The organism is Paraburkholderia sp. GAS32, from assembly GCF_050434225.1.
In the GTDB taxonomy this organism is placed as follows: Bacteria; Pseudomonadota; Gammaproteobacteria; order Burkholderiales; family Burkholderiaceae; genus Paraburkholderia; species Paraburkholderia madseniana.
The window spans coordinates 60,492-77,779 of sequence record NZ_JBNPVS010000023.1; the positions used below are offsets into that span (position 1 = coordinate 60,492).

A 17,288-nucleotide genomic window follows, 5' to 3' on the forward strand; every position below is an offset into this window, starting at 1 on the left:
CATGTGACGCTGCGGGCCCGCCTTGGGCCGGCAGCGTCATCAGCCGTCTTAAAACCGCGGCAGGTCCGGGTGCGGCAGCAAACCGCCGCGCACGTGCATCTTGCCGTACTCGGCGCAACGCGCGCGGGTGGGAATGCCCTTGTCGGGATTGAGCAAGCCCGGTGCGTCGAAGGCGCGTTTGACCGCGTGGAATGCATCGCGCTCTTCGGGCGAAAACTGCACGCACATCGAATTGATTTTCTCGATGCCCACGCCGTGCTCGCCGGTCACCGTTCCGCCCAGTTCGACGCAGGTTTCGAGAATGTCGCAACCGAAGGCTTCGGCCCGGTGCCACTCGTCCATATCGTTGCCGTTGAACAGGATCAGCGGATGCATGTTGCCGTCGCCGGCATGGAATACATTGATGCAGCGCAGACCGTATTTCTTCTCCATGACTTCGATGCGCGCCAGCAGCGGTCCGATACTGCGGCGCGGCACGGTGCCGTCCATGCAGTAGTAGTCAGGCGAAATGCGGCCGGCTGCGGGAAACGCGTTCTTGCGCCCGGACCAGAAGCGCAGCCGTTCGTTCTCCGAGCGCGAAATCTGGATGCGGGTTGCACCCTGTTCGCGCAGCACCGCGGTCATGCGCACGATTTCGTCGGCGACCTCTTCAGCCGTGCCGTCGGATTCGCACAGCAGGATCGCCGCCGCGTCGAGGTCGTAGCCCGCGTTGACGAATTCTTCGACGGCGCGCGTAGCCGGTTTGTCCATCATCTCCAAACCGGCCGGAATGATGCCTGCTGCAATGATGCCGGCGACCGCGTTGCCGCCTTTCACGACGTCGTCGAAACTGGCCATGATGACCTGCGCAGTTTGCGGCTTCGGGATCAGCTTGACGGTGACTTCGGTGACGATCGCGAACATGCCTTCACTGCCGATCAGCACCGCGAGCAGATCGAGCCCGGGCGCGTCAGGCCCGAGCGAGCCGAATTCGACGATGTCGCCTTCCATCGTCACGGCGCGAACACGCAGCACGTTGTGCACGGTGAGGCCGTACTTGAGGCAGTGCACGCCGCCCGAATTCTCGGAGACGTTGCCGCCGATCGTGCAGGCGATCTGCGACGACGGATCGGGCGCGTAGTAAAGGCCGTAGGGCGCGGCGGCTTCGGAAATCGACAGATTGCGCACCCCCGGTTGCACGGTCGCGGTCCGGGCATACGAGTCGACTTCGACGATCTTGCGGAAGCGCGCAAGCGACACCACCACGCCGTGACGAATCGGCATCGCCCCACCGGACAAACCGGTGCCCGCGCCGCGCGGCACGATCGGCACGTCGAGCCGGTGACAGATCTGCACGATGCGCTGGACCTGCGATTCCGTCTCGGGCAATGCGACCGCGAGCGGTAGACGCCTGTACGCGGCGAGGCCGTCGCACTCGTAGGCAACGGTGTCTTCTTCGCGATACAGCAGACAGTGGTTCGGCAGCACGGCCATCAGCGCCTGCACGACTTCGCGCTGGCGTTGGGCGAGAACTTCGGCCGTCAGTTCGACGGGTGCGTTCATATGACTTGTCTCCTGGTGTCTTTCACGCTGCATGCCCGGTCAAGCCTGGTTGTGCGGCGTAGGCGTTGCCGCTGCCGCACCTTTGAGCGTTGACGATCTTTCAAGCCGCCCAGGAAAAGATCTTGCCCGGGTTCATCAGATTCCGCGGATCGAGCGCGTGTTTGATGGAGCGCATCGTGTCGACGGCGACTTCACCGTGTTCTTCGAGCAGGAAGTTCATCTTGTGCAGGCCGACACCGTGCTCGCCCGTGCAGGTGCCGTCCATGCGCAGCGCGCGTTGCACGATGAGATGGTTCAGGCGCTCGGCCTCGACGAGTTCTTCCGGCTTGTTCGGATCGATCAGGATCGCGACGTGGAAGTTGCCGTCGCCGACATGGCCGACGATCGGGCAGGGCAGCGGCGACGCCTTCAGATCCTGCTCGGTTTCCACCACGCATTCCGCCAGGCGCGAGATCGGCACGCAGACATCCGTCGTGACGGCGCGGCAGCCGGGCTTCAGTTGCAGCATCGCGAAATAGGCGTTGTGGCGCGCGTTCCACAGGCGGCTGCGGTCTTCCGGCCGGGTTGCCCATTCGAAGCCTTCGCCGGCATTCTGCGCGGCGAGCTCCTGCACCAGTTCGGCTTGCTCTTTCACACCGGCTTCGGTGCCGTGGAATTCGAAGAAGAGCGTGGGCGCTTCACGCAACGTCAGATTCGAATGGCGATTGATCGAGCGGATCGCGAGCGAGTCGACGAACTCGACGCGTGCAATCGGCACGCCCATCTGAATCGTTTCGATGACCGCGCGCACCGCATCGCCCATCGACGGGAACGTGCAGACCGCCGCCGAGACCGCTTCCGGTTGCGGATACAGCCGAACGGTGATCTCGGTAATCACGCCGAGCGTGCCTTCCGAGCCGACGAACAGACGCGTGAGGTCGTAACCCGCCGAAGATTTGCGCGCGCGCGTGCCGGTCTTGATCACGCGGCCGTCGGCGAGAACCACCGTCAGCCCGAGTACGTTTTCGCGCATCGTGCCGTAGCGCACGGCGTTGGTGCCCGAGGCGCGCGTGGCCGACATGCCGCCGATGCTCGCGTCAGCACCCGGGTCGATCGGGAAAAACAGGCCGGTGTCGCGGAGTGCTTCGTTCAACTGCTTGCGCGAAATACCGGGTTCGACAGTGACGGTCAGGTCTTCGGCGTTGATCGACAACACCCGGTTCATTTCCGACAGGTCGATCGACACGCCGCCTTGAACCGCCAGCAGATGCCCTTCGAGCGACGAACCGTTGCCGTAAGGGATGATCGGGACGTTGTACTGGCCGCACAGCCTGACGATGGTTTGCACGTCTTCCGTATTGCGCGCGAATACGACGGCGTCGGGCAGTTGGGGATCGAACGGCGATTCGTCGCGGCCATGGTGGGTACGCACGGCTTCCGCAGTGGACACGCGTTCGCCGAAAACGGCTTTGAGGGCAGTCAGCAACTCGGCGGGAAACGGCCGGCGTAGCGGGGCCGGCGGCACGGGATGATTCACGCATGTCTCCTGATATTGGGGCGGAGCTGTTCTACAGCTTGTGCTTCATTTTACGCCGATCACCCGCGGGCCGGCGTTGCGGACGGCTGCCGCTCCTATAATGGCGGCGACCTCACGATGCGCGCAATATGGATAACCCGGTGGCCAACCTGGTGGCTTACTTACCGGATTCGCCGGCGCCGCGAAGACGCATCGTTACTGAATGAATGCATGGGAGACATCATGGGCAACCGCTTGAGCAAGATCGCCACCCGTACGGGCGACGACGGCAGCACCGGTCTCGGCGACGGCCGGCGCGTGCGCAAAGATAGCGCGCGCATTGCGGCAATCGGCGACGTCGATGAACTCAATTCGAATCTCGGCGTGTTGCTGTGCGAAACGCTGCCCGACAAGGTGCGGGCGGTGTTGGTCGCGATACAGCACGACCTGTTCGATCTTGGCGGTGAGCTCTGCATTCCCGGCCACACGATGATTACCGACAAGCATCTCGGCCAACTCGACGACTGGCTGGCCGACTACAACGCGACCCTGCCGCCATTGAAGGAATTCATTCTGCCCGGCGGCTCGCGCGCAGCCGCACTTGCGCACGTGTGCCGGACGGTGTGCCGGCGCGCCGAACGGTCGATCGTCGCGCTCGGTGAAAGCGAGGCGGTCAATGAGGCGCCGCGCCAGTATGTGAATCGGCTGTCCGACCTGCTGTTCGTGCTCGCACGCGTGCTCAATCGCGCGGACGGTGGCAGCGACGTGTTGTGGCAGCACGATCGTAGCGCCGACTAACACGGCGCTTCAGTCCCTTTAAGCACCTGTGACAATCTGTCCGGGGCAAAACTTCTCCTTAAAGATGTATTGTAAATGCATCTTTAAGGAGAAGTCGTTATGACCGCACTCACCGCCGACCAGATCGCCCGCGTCAAAGCCACCGTTCCCGTGCTTGCCGTGCACGGCACGACCATCACCAAACGCTTCTACAAGCGCATGTTCGCGCACCATCCCGAGTTGAAGAACGTGTTCAACCAGACCCACCAGAAGAGCGGCAATCAGCCGGAGACGCTGGCGAAGGCGGTATATGCATATGCCGCCAATATCGATAACCTCGGCGCGCTGGGTCCCACCGTCTCGCGCATCGCGCATAAGCACGTGAGTCTGAATATCCGGCCGGAACAGTATCCGATCGTGGGGCGCCATCTGTTAGGCGCAATCGTTGATGTGCTCGGCGACGCAGTCGATCAGGAGACGCTCGGCGCATGGGAAGTCGCTTATGGGCAGCTCGCGGATATTTTCATCGGCACAGAGGCCAAGCTTTACGAAGGTGCGGCGTGGAGCGGCTTCCGGCCGTTCAAGGTTGCGCGCAAGGAGGTGGAGAGCGATGAAATCACGTCGTTCTATCTTTCGCCCGCCGATGGCTCACCGGCCTGCGGCTTCGAGCCTGGCCAATATTTGAGCGTGAAGCGTTTCGTGGATGAACTCGGCGTCGATCAGCCGCGGCAGTACAGCTTGTCGGATGCGCCAAACGGCAAGTGGCTGCGTATCTCGGTGAAGCGCGAAGCCGGCCGCGAAGATACGGCGCCCGGCCATGTATCGAACCTCCTGCACGACGGCGTGGAAGTGGGCGCGGTGGTGCATGTCAGCGCGCCATCGGGCGACTTCACGCTGGACCGCAAGACGACGACACCCGTGGTACTGATGAGTGGCGGCGTGGGCGTGACCCCGATGACTTCGATGCTGTCCACGTTGCTTGCCGACCAGAGTGAGCGCAGCGTGACCTTCGTGCATGCCTGCCGCAATGGTCGCGTGCACGCGTTCCGGCAGTGGCTTAACGATACGGTCGCAGCGCATCCCAACGTCACGCGTGCGGTGTTCTACGAAGCCATTGAAGCGTGCGATCGCGCTGGTATCGACTACGACTTCGAGGGCCGCCTCGACCTCACGAAAATCGCCGACAAGGTGATCGTTCCCGATGCGGATTACTACATCTGCGGGCCGGTGCCGTTCATGCGCGCGCAATGCGAGGCGTTGGCTTCGCTCGGCGTGGATTCGGCGCGGATTCACACCGAAGTGTTCGGTTCAGGCGTGGTGGAGTGAAACAAGGGCGCACGGCAAGCGAAGTGCGAAAGCACGCGAGGGCGCGCCGTGCACCTTACCCAACAGCCAGTGTGACCGGCTTGCCGATCCGGCTCATCATTTCGACCAGGGTATCGATAGTGAACTTGGTGGTCTTCTTGTTGACCACGTCTGACACGCGCGGACGCGACACCATCAGAATCTCGGCCGCCTCGGCCTGCTTCAGATGATGCTGTTCGATCCAACTGGATAGCTCGGTCATCAACTGCTCCTTGAGCAGCCGCGTGTCGTTGATCTGTTTTTGCGAAGCGGCGTGCAAACGCTTCGCTTCTTCGGCGGAGAAGCCGAGTTCGAGAAACAGGTTTGCGCCGGGTTTTGTTACGTGACGGATTTTCGTGTCGATCGTCATTTGTTAAGTTTTCCTATCATTGATGATGGCGCGGTACCGCATCTCGGCAATCTTTCTAACCTGCGGCGGTAGCTTCTGCGTCTTCTTCTGGAAGCAATGCAGTACATACAGCGCTTCCACGAACTTGGTGACATACATCACGCGGTAAATACCGTCAGCCTCCTTGATGCGAATCTCGCGTGTTCCAGCGCCGATCGAGTCAAACGGTTTCCAGTCGTCTGGGTCGAGGCCTGCCTGAATCTTGCCAAGCTGAAATCCGGGCCGCCGACGTGGCTCTTCGGGAAAGGCGAGTAAATCGTGATAGCTGGAACCCATCCAGCGAATTTCTTTTTCGTGCTCCATAGCCGCCTTTCATGTACAAAATCTTATACGCAACACCCCGCCGGGTCAAGTCGTATCCGACCCGGCAACGAGTTGTTACGGTACAGAGGCGGTGCATGGAGCACCATTCGTCCGTTCGGCTAACAAAAAACCCGGCCTGAGCCGGGTTTTCGTTGAGTCAACTACAGCGGTTGCGCAGAGGCGCGCAGAGACTTTTTAGTTGCCGCTGCCGCGCGCCACACGCCGTTGCTTGACTGCTTCGGCGAGACCCTCCAGCACGGCGACGCTTTCGTCCCAGCCGATGCAGGCATCGGTGATGCTCTGGCCGTACGTCAGCGCGCAGCCTTCCTGCAGATCCTGGCGGCCCGCGATCAGATGCGATTCCACCATCACGCCGACAATCCGTTCGTCACCCGAAGCAATCTGACGGCCGATGTCCGCGCACACCGGAATCTGGTTCTCGTGCTTCTTCGAGCTGTTCGCGTGGCTCGCGTCGATCATCAAGCGCGCCGCGAGACCCGCCTTGCCGATGTCGCCGCACGCCGCATTGACGCTGTCCGCGTCGTAGTTCGGCGTCTTGCCGCCGCGCAGGATGATGTGGCAATCCTCATTGCCGGCGGTCGAGACGATCGCCGAGTGGCCACCCTTGGTGACCGACAGGAAATGGTGCGGCTGCGACGCGGCCTTGATCGCGTCGACGGCGATCTTGACGTTGCCATCCGTGCCGTTCTTGAAGCCGACCGGGCACGACAGGCCCGAAGCCAGTTCACGGTGCACTTGCGATTCGGTCGTGCGTGCGCCGATTGCACCCCACGAGATCAGATCGGCGATGTACTGCGGGCTGATCATGTCGAGGTATTCGGTGCCGGCCGGCAGGCCGAGTTCGTTGATACGCAGCAGCAACTCGCGCGCGGTGCGCAGGCCGTCGTTGATCTTGAAACTGTTGTCCATGTGCGGGTCGTTGATGAGACCCTTCCAGCCCACCGTCGTACGCGGCTTTTCGAAGTACACCCGCATCACGATTTCGAGTTCGCCGGCGAAGCGCTTGCGCTGTTCGACGAGACGCCCGGCGTATTCCATCGCCGCCTTCGTATCGTGAATCGAGCACGGTCCGATGATGACGATCAGACGGTCTTCCATGCCGTGCAGGATGCGATGCATCGCGTTGCGTGAGTTGTAGATCACGTCGGACACCGTTTCGTCGCAAGCGAATTCGCGGATCAGGTGAGCGGGCGGCGTGAGTTCTTTCAATTCGCGGATGCGGACATCGTCGGTGTTGTGCGGGGGCATGTTTATTCTCCTGAATCGGTCGTAGCGTGTTCGCGCGGGCAATGAAGGCTGCGATCAGACGGCAATCAGGCAGCGATGCCACGGCGAACAACAATCAAAAAGATTTCAACGGCAAAAGTTTCAAAGGCGTGAGGCGAAAAAAAACCGCCAGGCTAGCTGGCGGTTTTCGTGAATTCTGGGTGTCTTGCGTGCACTAACACCCCTCTCGATCCGCCAGCGGTCTGAGATGCCAAAAAAAGTAAAAGTAAAACTTGGCGGACATGGCGAAATTGGGTCGCTGGTCAAAAAGGGTGAGTGACTTTATAACCCGTGCAAGCTCGGATGACAAGCTGCGGGGTGTAAAAATGCGGCAAATCCGCATACTTCGAGCTTTATATGCACGAAGTATGCGTCTACATCCAAATCAGGCCGTACCGCCGACCGTCATCTTGTCGATACGCAGCGTCGGCTGACCGACGCCCACCGGCACGCTCTGGCCTTCCTTGCCGCACACGCCGACGCCCGAATCGAGCTTCATGTCGTTGCCGATCATGCTGACGAATTTGAGCGATTCCGGCCCGCTGCCGATCAGCGTCGCGCCCTTGACCGGGTAGGTGACCTTGCCGTTTTCGATCATGTAGGCCTCGGAGGCCGAGAACACGAACTTGCCGTTCGTGATGTCGACCTGGCCGCCGCCGAAGTTCACCGCGTACAAACCATTCTTTACTGATGCGATGATTTCCTGCGGATCCTTGTCGCCGTTGAGCATGTATGTGTTGGTCATGCGGGGCATCGGCAGCGCGGCATACGATTCGCGGCGCGCGTTGCCGGTGACCGGCATCTTCATCAGGCGTGCATTCAGCGTGTCCTGGATGTAGCCCTTCAGGATGCCGTCTTCGATCAGCGTCGTGCACTGGGTCGGATTGCCTTCGTCGTCGATGTTCAGGGAGCCGCGGCGGTTCGGCAGCGTGCCGTCGTCGACCACGGTCACGCCCTTGGCCGCAACCTGCTCGCCGATCCGACCCGCGAACGCCGAGGACCCCTTGCGATTGAAGTCACCTTCGAGGCCGTGGCCGATCGCTTCGTGCAGCAGCACGCCGGGCCAGCCCGGTCCGAGCACAACAGTCATCGCGCCGGCCGGAGCCGGGCGGGCGTCGAGGTTCACGAGCGCCGCATGCACAGCGTCGTCGACATAACCCGACAGCACCTCGTCAGTGAAATAGCCATAGTCGAAGCGGCCACCACCGCCGCCGCTGCCGATTTCGCGGCGGCCGTTCTGTTCGGCGATCACCGTGACCGATACGCGCACGAGCGGACGGATATCGGCCGCGAAGCCGCCGTCGCTGCGCGCGACCAGCACTACGTCGTATTCGCCGGCGAGGCCTGCCATCACTTGCTGGATGCGCGGATCGCGGCCGCGCGCCATCTGTTCGATGCGCTCGAGCAGCTTGACCTTGGCGGTCGCGTCGAGCGAGTGCAGCGGATCGGACGGCAGGTACAGATCGCGCCCGGCAATGCCGGTCAACGACGAGGCCACCTTGATCTTCTGCTTGCCGCCGCCCGCCTTGGCAATCGAACGGGTGGCGAGCGCCGCCTGACGGATCGCTTCGGGCGACAGATCGTCCGAATACGCGAAGGCAGTGCGATCGCCCGACACGGCGCGCACGCCGACACCCTGGTCGATGCTGAAGCTGCCCGACTTCACGATGCCTTCTTCGAGACTCCACGCCTCGCTGCGCGTGTACTGGAAGTACAGGTCGGCGTAATCGATCTTGTGCGTGAAGATTTCGGCGAGCGTGCGGGTGAGCAGGGCCTCGTCGAGACCGTAGGGCGTCAGGAGGATGTCCTTGGCGGTGGCGAGATTACGGATACCGGGTTCGATGATGTTCATGCGAAGTATGTTCTGCTCGATACGAAGGATTCGGTTAGCGCTTCTATCACCCCCTATATGAGTGACGGGCGCCGCACTTTCAATGTCAGGTAATACGTCAGCAGCTCAGCACGCGGTGACGCCAGGCGGGCAGGCTCTGCCGCACTTCGTCGATGCGCGCACGCTCGAGATTGCCGGTCACCACGCCGGCGCCTTCGTCGCGCACCGCGACGACTTCGCCCCACGGGTCGATCAGCATGCTGTGGCCCCATGTCCGGCGGCCGTTTTCATGTTTGCCGCCTTGCGCGGCGGCCAGCACGTAACACTGGTTTTCGACCGCCCGGGCGCGCAGCAGCATCTCCCAATGCGCGCGGCCGGTGGTGTAAGTGAACGCCGACGGCACCACGATCAGCGCGCAGTCGCCCATGCGCCGGTACAGCTCCGGAAAGCGTAAATCGTAGCAGACCGACAGGCCGACCCGGCCGAACGGCGCCTCGAAGGTGCGGACTTCGCCGCCGGGGCAGATGGTGCGCGCCTCGTCGAACGATTCTTCGCCCTTTTCAAAGTTGAACAGGTGGATCTTGTCGTAGCGCGCGGCCTCGTTGCCTTGCGGGTCGAACACCAGCGTAGTGTTCAGCACGCGCGCCGGTTCCTGCGACATCAACGGCAAGGTGCCGCCGATCACCCATACCTTATGGCGGCGCGCGGCGTCGGCGAGAAAGCGCTGGATCGGGCCGTCCTGGTAGGGCTCGCGCACGGCGAGCTTGTCCGTGTCCTTGAAACCCATGAAGCAGAAATACTCGGGCAGCAGGACCAGTTGCGCGCCGTCGGCGGCGGCTTCGGCGATCAGGCGCTCCGCTTCGGCCAGATTGCGTTCGCGATCCGGCGTGCTCACCATTTGCAGCGCGGCCACGCGGAACACGCTTTCGAAAGCTCCGCTGGACGCCGCGCTGGGCGAGGCAGTGGACGAAGCGGTGGACGAGGATGAAGAGACGTGTGTTTCGCTCATGAGCGTTTCGGAAAACTCCCGGCAAGGCGGCGGCGCGAACCGTTGGCGCCGCATACGTCGTTCAAGGCTGGCTGAGGACTGCGGCGCGGCACGGCGCTCTTCCGATCAAACCAAGGATCGGATCGGGCTCAGTGCGCTTCCACGGTCGAAGCCGGAGCGTCCATCTTACCGCGATCGCTCTTCACCCGCTCGATGTGCGGTTTCGACCACGGACCGGTGATTGCGTACTCGCGTGCAAACGCGGTGGAGACCGATTTGCTGAACGCCAGATCGGCCACCAGCGCACCCAGCCCGAGCAGCGGATTGATCACGGTCGCGGCGATCACGGCGGCGCCGGCGCTGACGGTCGGCACGATCTGCACGTGCAGATCCTGGGTTTCCTGCGCCAGATCCACCGAGCCCTTCATCTCGGCGCGCGCCGGCGCCGTCACCATCTCGAAGTTCTCGGTGCGGCCAATGCCGTTGTGGATCTCGCCGGTAGCGGTGACGTGCTCGAACGGCAGCCCTTCGCCGATCACGTCGCGGAAATTGAGCGTGGCGAAGCGCGCGAGGCTTTGCAGGCTGAGCACGCCCAGCAGTTTCGCGACACCCGGATCGACCTTGAGAATCTGCCCATGGCGCAGATCGACGGCCAGATTGCCGTTGAGCGTCGGGTAGTCGATGGTAGTCGGGCCGCCGCGCCACACCACCTTGCCCGAGAGGGAGCCGCTGCCGGCCTTGAGCGTGCGCGGCTGGCCGAAGCGCTCCAGCAGCGCGCCGGCGTCCTTGATGTCGAGTTTGAAATCGAACACCGTACGGCGCGGCGTCGCTTCGTCGGCGGTGTTGCCGAGACCCGTCGACGTGCGCCAGTTCGCGGTGGCGGTCAGCGTGGCGGCGGGATTGGTGATGTCCAGCTTGTCGAGCTGCCAGACCGGCACACCGTCTTCTTCGAAGTTGTGCGCATCCACTTCAAGCCGGCCTATGTCGCGATCGCGCACGATCAACTCATTGACCACCAGATCGATCGACGGCATGTTCTGCGCTGGCGCCGAAATGGCCTGGCCGAGCAGATCTTTATCCGTGGCCGAGGGGATCACCACCCGGGCAAAGCGCGCCTGCAGCGTGCCCGGCGATTCCTTATTGACGCCCGGCAGCCAGGACACGTGGCCCGACACCTGGTTCGACGCGATGTTGGCCTGCCATTTGCCGTCCGCATGCGAAGCGCCGACGATCACGCTGTCCCAGTGCCGCTTGAGCAGTGTCAGCGTGCCGACGTGCACCGCGAAGCGGCTCGGCAGGAATTGCGCGAGGGTCGGATTAGGCGTGGCCGGCGCGGCTGCGGGCGCGTCCTTGTTGCGCATCTGCGTGACGAGCGCGCGCCAGGCATCGGCATCGAACGCTTCGACGTCGACGGCGGCGATCACGCCCTCGGACGGCAGGTCGGCGGGCTTGTTGACGCCGATCGCGCCGCTCACGACCGTCGGCGGCGTTTTCGGTTGGTAACGCAGCAGGTAGGTGGCGGCGATCGGGCCGAAGGTGAGGTCGGCCCGTTCCAGGCCGGCTTCGCTTGCGCTGGCGTAGGGGCTGACCGCGAAGTGCAGCGGCATCGGCGTGCCGACAGGCTTGTTGAACGGCGCGGGGAAGTCGAGCGCGAGGCCGGTCAGATCGGAGTTCGCCGTGACTTCCGGCAACCGCCCCTTGGCGCCGCGCACGTTGAGCGCATAAGGCGCGCTGCCGCTCATGCGCGTCAGGACCTGCGCGGTCGGACCATGCAGATTCAGGCCGCGCGCGGCGTCGACGGCGATATGGCCGCCGAGGTCGAGTGCATACGTGCCGTCCTGCTTCAGGCCGCCTTTCGCGTGCACGTCGCCGCCGAGGAACTGGCCCGAGAGCCGGTCGACTTGCGCCGTATGTTCGGTAAAACGCACCTTGCCGTTCAGTTGCGACAACGGCGGCACGTTATCGACCGTCAAACGGTTATTCTGGAAGCCCACTGCGCCTTCCACGGCGATATGCGGCTTCGGCGTGCGCGGCACGGTCAGCTTGAGCGCCAGCGCGGCGGGCCCTTCGGCGCGCACTTTCTCGGTCGCATGTTTGGACATGATGCCGAGCGAGCTTTCGTTGACGTAGTCGAGCATGTCGGCAAGCGGCCCACGGCCGTTGCCATCGATGACGAGGTTCGACGCCTTGGTGCCGAGATCGTCGATCCTGCCGTTCACCTTGTTTAAAGCGACCCGCTTGTAATGGGCGCGGTCGATATCGAAGCGCAGCACGTTCTCTTTGAGTTCGAACACGCCGTCGATGCCATCCAGCGGCGGCCACACGTTCGGCGTGCCGTTCTTCATCTTGCGCGGCGGGTACGGCGAAGGGTCGAACTTGCCGCCCTTGAAAGGCGCGACGATATGGAAGACCCCGGCCTCCGGGGCACGCGAGTAGGGGAATTTGGTCAGATCGCCGTGTATTTCGATCGTCGCGCCGCGCGAGATGCCGGCTTGCAGCCCATGGCCCAGGTAGATGCGCAGTTTTTCGCTGATGCTGGTCGGCAGATAGCGGACGATGCGTGTGACCTGCGCGCGCTGGAAGTCGGCCTTCAGGTCGAGCGAACCGCGCCCATGGCCCGGGTTGCTGTAATCGACGGTGGCGGTGGCGTCGGCGTCCGCGTTCGAGATGCCGAAGTCGGCCAGCTTGACGGTGAAGGCCGGGTGATTCTCGCCCGGCGCCTTCGGCGTGATGGTCCAGTCCGCCCGGCCATGCAGGCGGTCGAGTGTCAGGCGCGGGTCGTCGAACACACCCGGCAGCGTAATCGCGACGTTGGAGGTGTTGAGCGTCGCGGTGCCGTGGTTTTCGTCGGCGTCGACGCTGCCCCACAGGTTTTCGATGCCGGGAATGCCCGCGCGCGGGTGATTCAGCGGGGTGAGCCCCGGCGGCGGTTCCTGCGCGGCAACGCTGATGCCCTGCAGGTCGCCCTTGAAACGATAACGCTCGATCGGTTCGGCGCCGCTTGGCCGGTGGTCGCTGCCCGCTTCGCCGGACTCCGGTTTGCCGCGTTCGACCTCGATCACATAGTTCGACACCATGCCGCGGGGATTGAAGCGCAGCAGGTTGTTCAGCAGGGGCCGCGGCAGCGGCAGCGCGCGGCTGAATTCGGCGAGGATGCCCAGGTCGACGCGGTCGCCGCTGACGCTGACGAGTTGCCCATGCTGCAGCGAGGCGGTCCGGTAGCGGCCGTGCAGCGTGGTTAGCGCGAGGGTGCGGGTGAGCGGCGTGCCGTCGTCGAGCGGCGGTTGGCCGAGCTCGGCGCGCAAGTGGTTCAGTTGCAGCGTGTAGTCGCCCTGGTCGACTTCGAGACCCCACGAGAAATTGGCGATCGGCACCACCAGCTTGGGCTGGGTCGGGCGGACCCGCATCGAGACGTCCGTGCCGGCCAACTGCCCGCTCGCCGACTTCATGCGGCCGTCGGCGAAGTCAGCCCAGATCGCGTTGTCGATGCGGCCGGCGAACATCTCGATCGGGAAATTGATGTAGCGCGCGAGAGTCGGCAGATCGACGGGACCGGTCGACATATAGACCTGGCCGGCCCAGTTGACCGGCTTGCCGATCGCGGAGAGGCGGGCGTGTTTGAAATGCGTACGGAAGTCGATCGGCCCGTGCAGGACATGGCCGTCGGCGGGCGCCTGCAACGCGAGCCGGTGATCGTAGCCGTCGTTGAGAATCGCGATCCGGATGTCACGCAGGGCGAGTTCCGGCGCGTCATGCTGGGCATCGCGCCAGCGCAGCACGCCGCCGCGCACCACGATTGCCTGCTGGCGCAACAGCCAAGTGGACAGGGTGTCGTTGCCGCTGTGCCGGGTGGGCACCGGCACGCCCGCCACCGAGATCACGCCGTCGCTGCTGCGCGACACCAGCACGTCCGGTTGATCGACGATCAGGCTAGAAAGCGCGGGATGGAACTGCCAGAGCGACTTCCACGAGAGCGCGGCGGTGGCATGCGGAATGGTCAGCGCCGCTTTGCCTTCCGGGTCGCGGATGACGATATCGGTGACGTCGAGGCCCGGCTGAAAGCCGCTCCAATGCGGCGCCAGCTTGCCGATGGTGAACTGTGTGTGCAGTTTCTCGGAAACGATGGCTTCGATGCGCGGACGGAACGAGTCGACGCGCGGCAGCAGTACATAACGCAAACCGAGAAACAGACCCGCCGCGATAAAGTAGAAGGCGAGTGCGAGCGCCAGCACTACATGGGACGTCCGATGCAGCACCATGTGGGCGCTTCCGCTCGCGGGCCGGACCTGCCTGGTTTCGTGCGGGTCGGCGGATTCGTTTCGCTCGGACATGCTGCGGCGGGTGGGCGTATGGTAGTTTTGCGAATTAACGACGAAATGTAACACACGGGAAAGCGTCGGCGGACCTCCGGCAAACCCTTTCTCCATGCCGTCTCGCGACCTGCGCGAGGCCGCGGGACCCGTGTGCTGCGGCGAACTGAACAACGCTGATAAAGCAACGAGCGAGCCAGACCCTTGATGACTGACGCAACACTCCTGAGTTCCAGCTATTCACATTACGCGGCGCGTGCCGCGGCGGCCCGTCCGCAAATCGTGGCGCAGGTGGTGGCGCTCGCGTCCGCACCCCTCACGCGCGAACGGATCGACGCGCGCTTTGATGCGCTGTGTGCCGAGGCAGCCTGCGCGGGCGACGGTCCGTTGAGTGAGGATGCACTCAAACGGGCCCTGCGCCAATTGCGCACCGAGGTATTTTGCGCCGTGATGGAGCGTGACCTCGCGGGCGAGGCGGATGTCGCCGAAGTCACCGGCGCGATGACGGATCTGGCGGAGACGACGATCCAGCGTGCGCTCGCGGTCGTGTCCGCCGAGCTCGAAACGCTTTACGGCGAACCGCGCGGACCGCAGGGCGAGCGGCTCGCGCTCGGCGTGGTTGGGATGGGCAAGCTGGGCGGGCGTGAGCTGAATGTTTCGTCGGATATCGATCTGATCTTCATTTATGAAGAGGACGGTGAGACCGCGGGCGGTCAGCGTTCGCCGATCGCGACGCAGGACTTTTTTACGCGTCTGGGTAAGCGCCTGATCGGCGCATTGGCCGAGGTGACCGCCGACGGTTACGTGTTCCGCGTCGATATGCGCTTGCGGCCGAACGGCGATTCGGGGCCGCTCGTGTGCAGCCTCGGCATGCTCGAAGAGTATTTCTACGTGCAGGGCCGCGAGTGGGAGCGCTATGCGTGGATCAAGGGCCGGCTCGTGTCCGAAGGCGCGAGCGAGGCGGCACGGCGGTTGCAGAAGCAGCTCGACGCGATCGTCACGCCGTTCGTCTATCGGCGTTATCTCGACTTCGGTGTGATCAGCGCAATCCGTGCGCTGCATTTGCAGATTCGCCAGGAAGCACAGCGGCGTGCCTCGATGCGCCCTGACAAAGCCGACGACATCAAGCTGGGCCGCGGCGGCATCCGCGAAATCGAATTCAGCGCTCAGGTATTTCAGCTGATCCGCGGCGGCCAGGATGCCGGCTTCCGGGTGCGTCCGACGCTCGCTGTCTTGCGGCACGCGGCCACGCACGGGCTGCTCGATACCTCGGTCTGCGTGAAGCTTTCACAGGCGTACCGCTTCCTGCGCGAACTCGAGCACCGCCTGCAATACCGCAACGACGCGCAAACTCACGCGATGCCGGTCGATCCTGAGGAGCGCGTGGCGCTCGCGCAAGCAATGGGTTGCGACAACTATGCCGCGTTGATGCTCAAGCTCGACGCGCATCGCGAGTTCGTCGAGCAGCAGTTCGACCAGATTTTCGCCGACAAGGTGAGCGGCCGCGATGGCTGCGGCGCACCGGAAGACGGCGCGGCGGCGTGGGTCTGGAGCAGCGCGCTCGCCGACGACAGCGCTGAGGACGCGCTTCGCGCGCGCCTGATTGAACTGGGTGTGTCCGAGCCGGACGAGCTGCTGGCGCGCTTGCGGGCGATATGGCAGTCATCGCGTTACGCGGGGCTCGCCGAGCGTAGCCGGCAGCGCTTCGATATCGTCGCGCAGCGTGCGCTGGAAGCCGCGCGTACCCTTGAGCCGCTCGAACGGCGCGGCGATACGTTGGCGCGTTTCTTCGACCTGCTCGAAGCCGTGAGCCGGCGCGGCGCGTACCTCGCGCTGTTGACGGAATATCCGCAGGCGCTGCATCGGGTGCTGTCGGTGCTGGGTGGTTCGCGCTGGGCCGCCGGCTACCTGATCCGCCACCCGCAATTGCTCGACGAACTCCTCGACGACGAGGCGATGGACAGTCCGTTCGACTGGCCTGAATTCAAGCGCACGCTGCGCTTGCGTCTGGCCGCGGCGGATGGCATCGAGCAACAGATGGACCTGCTGCGCCACGCGCACCAGGCCGAGGTGTTCCGCATCCTGCTGATCGATCTGGCCGGCAGGCTGAGCGTCGAGCATGTGAGCGACCGCCTGTCAGAGCTTGCCGACGCCGTGCTCGACGTCACGCTCGAAGCTGTCTGGAACCAATTGGCCAAACGCCATCGCGAGGTGCCGAAGTTTGCGGTGATCGCGTACGGCAAGCTGGGCGGCAAGGAGCTCGGCTACGCATCCGACCTCGACGTCATCTTCCTCTACGACGATCCGGACGATGCTGCCGCCGACGTCTATGCCACCTACACCCGCCGCCTCATCACCTGGCTAACGACGGCGACCGGCGCTGGCACCTTGTTCGATGTCGACTTGAGGCTACGGCCAAACGGCGAGTCGGGCCTACTCGTCACCGATCTGGACGCGTTCCGCCGTTATCAACTGCGTGAAGGCGATGCCGCCAACACGGCGTGGGTGTGGGAGCATCAGGCATTGAGCCGCGCGCGCTACTGCGCGGGCGACGCCGAAATCGGCGCGAAATTCGAGCAGATTCGCGAACAGGTGCTGACCACGCCGCGCGAGGCCGAACCGCTCGCGAAGGAAATCGTCGAGATGCGCGAGCGCGTGGAGGCGGGGCATCCGAACCATACGGCGCTGTTCGACCTGAAGCACGATCGCGGCGGCATGGTCGATATCGAATTTACCGTGCAGTACTGGGTGCTGCTGCATGCGGCGAGCGATCCCGAACTGATCCGCAATACCGGCAATATCGCGCTGCTGCGTGAGGTGTCGCGCTTCGGCCTGATGAGCGAGGCGGAAGCGGAGACGGTCGGGGCGGCTTATCGGACCTACCGGAAGTTGCAGCACCAATTGCGGCTGGACGGGATGGAGAAGGCGCGGGTCGATCCGGCGCTGGTGGTGACCGAGCGTGAAGCGGTGCTGAGACTGTGGGAGCGGGTGTTTGGCTGAGG

The 17,288-nt window shown here is 63.7% G+C and carries 12 protein-coding genes; 4 read left to right on the forward strand and 8 right to left on the reverse strand.

Annotation, left to right across the window (positions count from 1 at the left end; genetic code table 11):
- Positions 1-48: 48 nt before the first annotated feature.
- The gene (locus tag P3T25_RS26095; RefSeq protein WP_154567784.1) at positions 49-1,542 is read right to left on the reverse strand and encodes an FAD-linked oxidase C-terminal domain-containing protein; all 1,494 of its coding nucleotides are present in this window, start codon (positions 1,540-1,542) and stop codon (positions 49-51) included.
- 100 nt (positions 1,543-1,642) lie between these two features.
- Positions 1,643-3,058, reverse strand: a complete 1,416-nt coding sequence (locus tag P3T25_RS26100) for an FAD-linked oxidase C-terminal domain-containing protein (RefSeq protein WP_266238403.1) — start codon at positions 3,056-3,058, stop codon at positions 1,643-1,645.
- A gap of 222 nt (positions 3,059-3,280) precedes the next feature.
- On the opposite strand from P3T25_RS26100, the gene P3T25_RS26105 reads away from it, so the two are divergent.
- Both P3T25_RS26105 and hmpA read left to right on the forward strand, forming a co-directional pair.
- Entirely contained in the window at positions 3,281-3,835 is a 555-nt protein-coding gene (locus tag P3T25_RS26105; RefSeq protein ID WP_429359440.1) for a cob(I)yrinic acid a,c-diamide adenosyltransferase, read from the forward strand.
- Between the two features lie 99 nt (positions 3,836-3,934).
- The gene (hmpA, locus tag P3T25_RS26110) at positions 3,935-5,140 is read left to right on the forward strand and encodes an NO-inducible flavohemoprotein (protein ID WP_429359442.1); all 1,206 of its coding nucleotides are present in this window, start codon (positions 3,935-3,937) and stop codon (positions 5,138-5,140) included.
- A 55-nt stretch (positions 5,141-5,195) separates the two neighbouring features.
- Here hmpA and P3T25_RS26115 read toward each other — a convergent pair whose 3' ends face one another.
- From P3T25_RS26115 to aroG, 3 genes are all read right to left on the reverse strand, one after another.
- Complete coding sequence (locus P3T25_RS26115) at positions 5,196-5,528, reverse strand: helix-turn-helix domain-containing protein (RefSeq protein WP_063494819.1); 333 nt, start codon at positions 5,526-5,528, stop codon at positions 5,196-5,198.
- Between the two features lie 3 nt (positions 5,529-5,531).
- The gene (locus tag P3T25_RS26120) at positions 5,532-5,870 is read right to left on the reverse strand and encodes a type II toxin-antitoxin system RelE/ParE family toxin (RefSeq protein WP_429359444.1); all 339 of its coding nucleotides are present in this window, start codon (positions 5,868-5,870) and stop codon (positions 5,532-5,534) included.
- A gap of 195 nt (positions 5,871-6,065) precedes the next feature.
- Entirely contained in the window at positions 6,066-7,139 is a 1,074-nt protein-coding gene (aroG, locus tag P3T25_RS26125; RefSeq protein WP_429359446.1) for a 3-deoxy-7-phosphoheptulonate synthase AroG, read from the reverse strand.
- Positions 7,140-7,180: 41 nt separating this feature from the next.
- Between aroG and P3T25_RS26130 the strand changes: the two genes are divergently transcribed.
- Positions 7,181-7,336, forward strand: coding sequence for a hypothetical protein (locus P3T25_RS26130; protein ID WP_200571431.1), 156 nt, complete (start codon positions 7,181-7,183; stop codon positions 7,334-7,336).
- 206 nt (positions 7,337-7,542) lie between these two features.
- Here P3T25_RS26130 and tldD read toward each other — a convergent pair whose 3' ends face one another.
- The 3 genes from tldD to P3T25_RS26145 all read right to left on the reverse strand — a co-directional run bounded on the left by tldD (position 7,543) and on the right by P3T25_RS26145 (position 14,307).
- Positions 7,543-9,009 (reverse strand): metalloprotease TldD, encoded by a 1,467-nt coding sequence (gene tldD / locus P3T25_RS26135; protein ID WP_429359448.1) that lies wholly within the window; start codon positions 9,007-9,009, stop codon positions 7,543-7,545.
- Positions 9,010-9,106: 97 nt separating this feature from the next.
- Positions 9,107-9,997 carry a carbon-nitrogen hydrolase family protein gene (locus P3T25_RS26140; protein ID WP_429359450.1) on the reverse strand — a complete coding sequence of 297 codons (891 nt, stop codon included), beginning with the start codon at positions 9,995-9,997 and terminating at the stop codon, positions 9,107-9,109.
- 128 nt (positions 9,998-10,125) lie between these two features.
- Entirely contained in the window at positions 10,126-14,307 is a 4,182-nt protein-coding gene (locus P3T25_RS26145; RefSeq protein ID WP_429359452.1) for a YhdP family protein, read from the reverse strand.
- Between the two features lie 186 nt (positions 14,308-14,493).
- Between P3T25_RS26145 and glnE the strand changes: the two genes are divergently transcribed.
- Positions 14,494-17,286 (forward strand): bifunctional [glutamate--ammonia ligase]-adenylyl-L-tyrosine phosphorylase/[glutamate--ammonia-ligase] adenylyltransferase, encoded by a 2,793-nt coding sequence (gene glnE / locus P3T25_RS26150; RefSeq protein WP_429359454.1) that lies wholly within the window; start codon positions 14,494-14,496, stop codon positions 17,284-17,286.
- Positions 17,287-17,288: the final 2 nt, after the last annotated feature.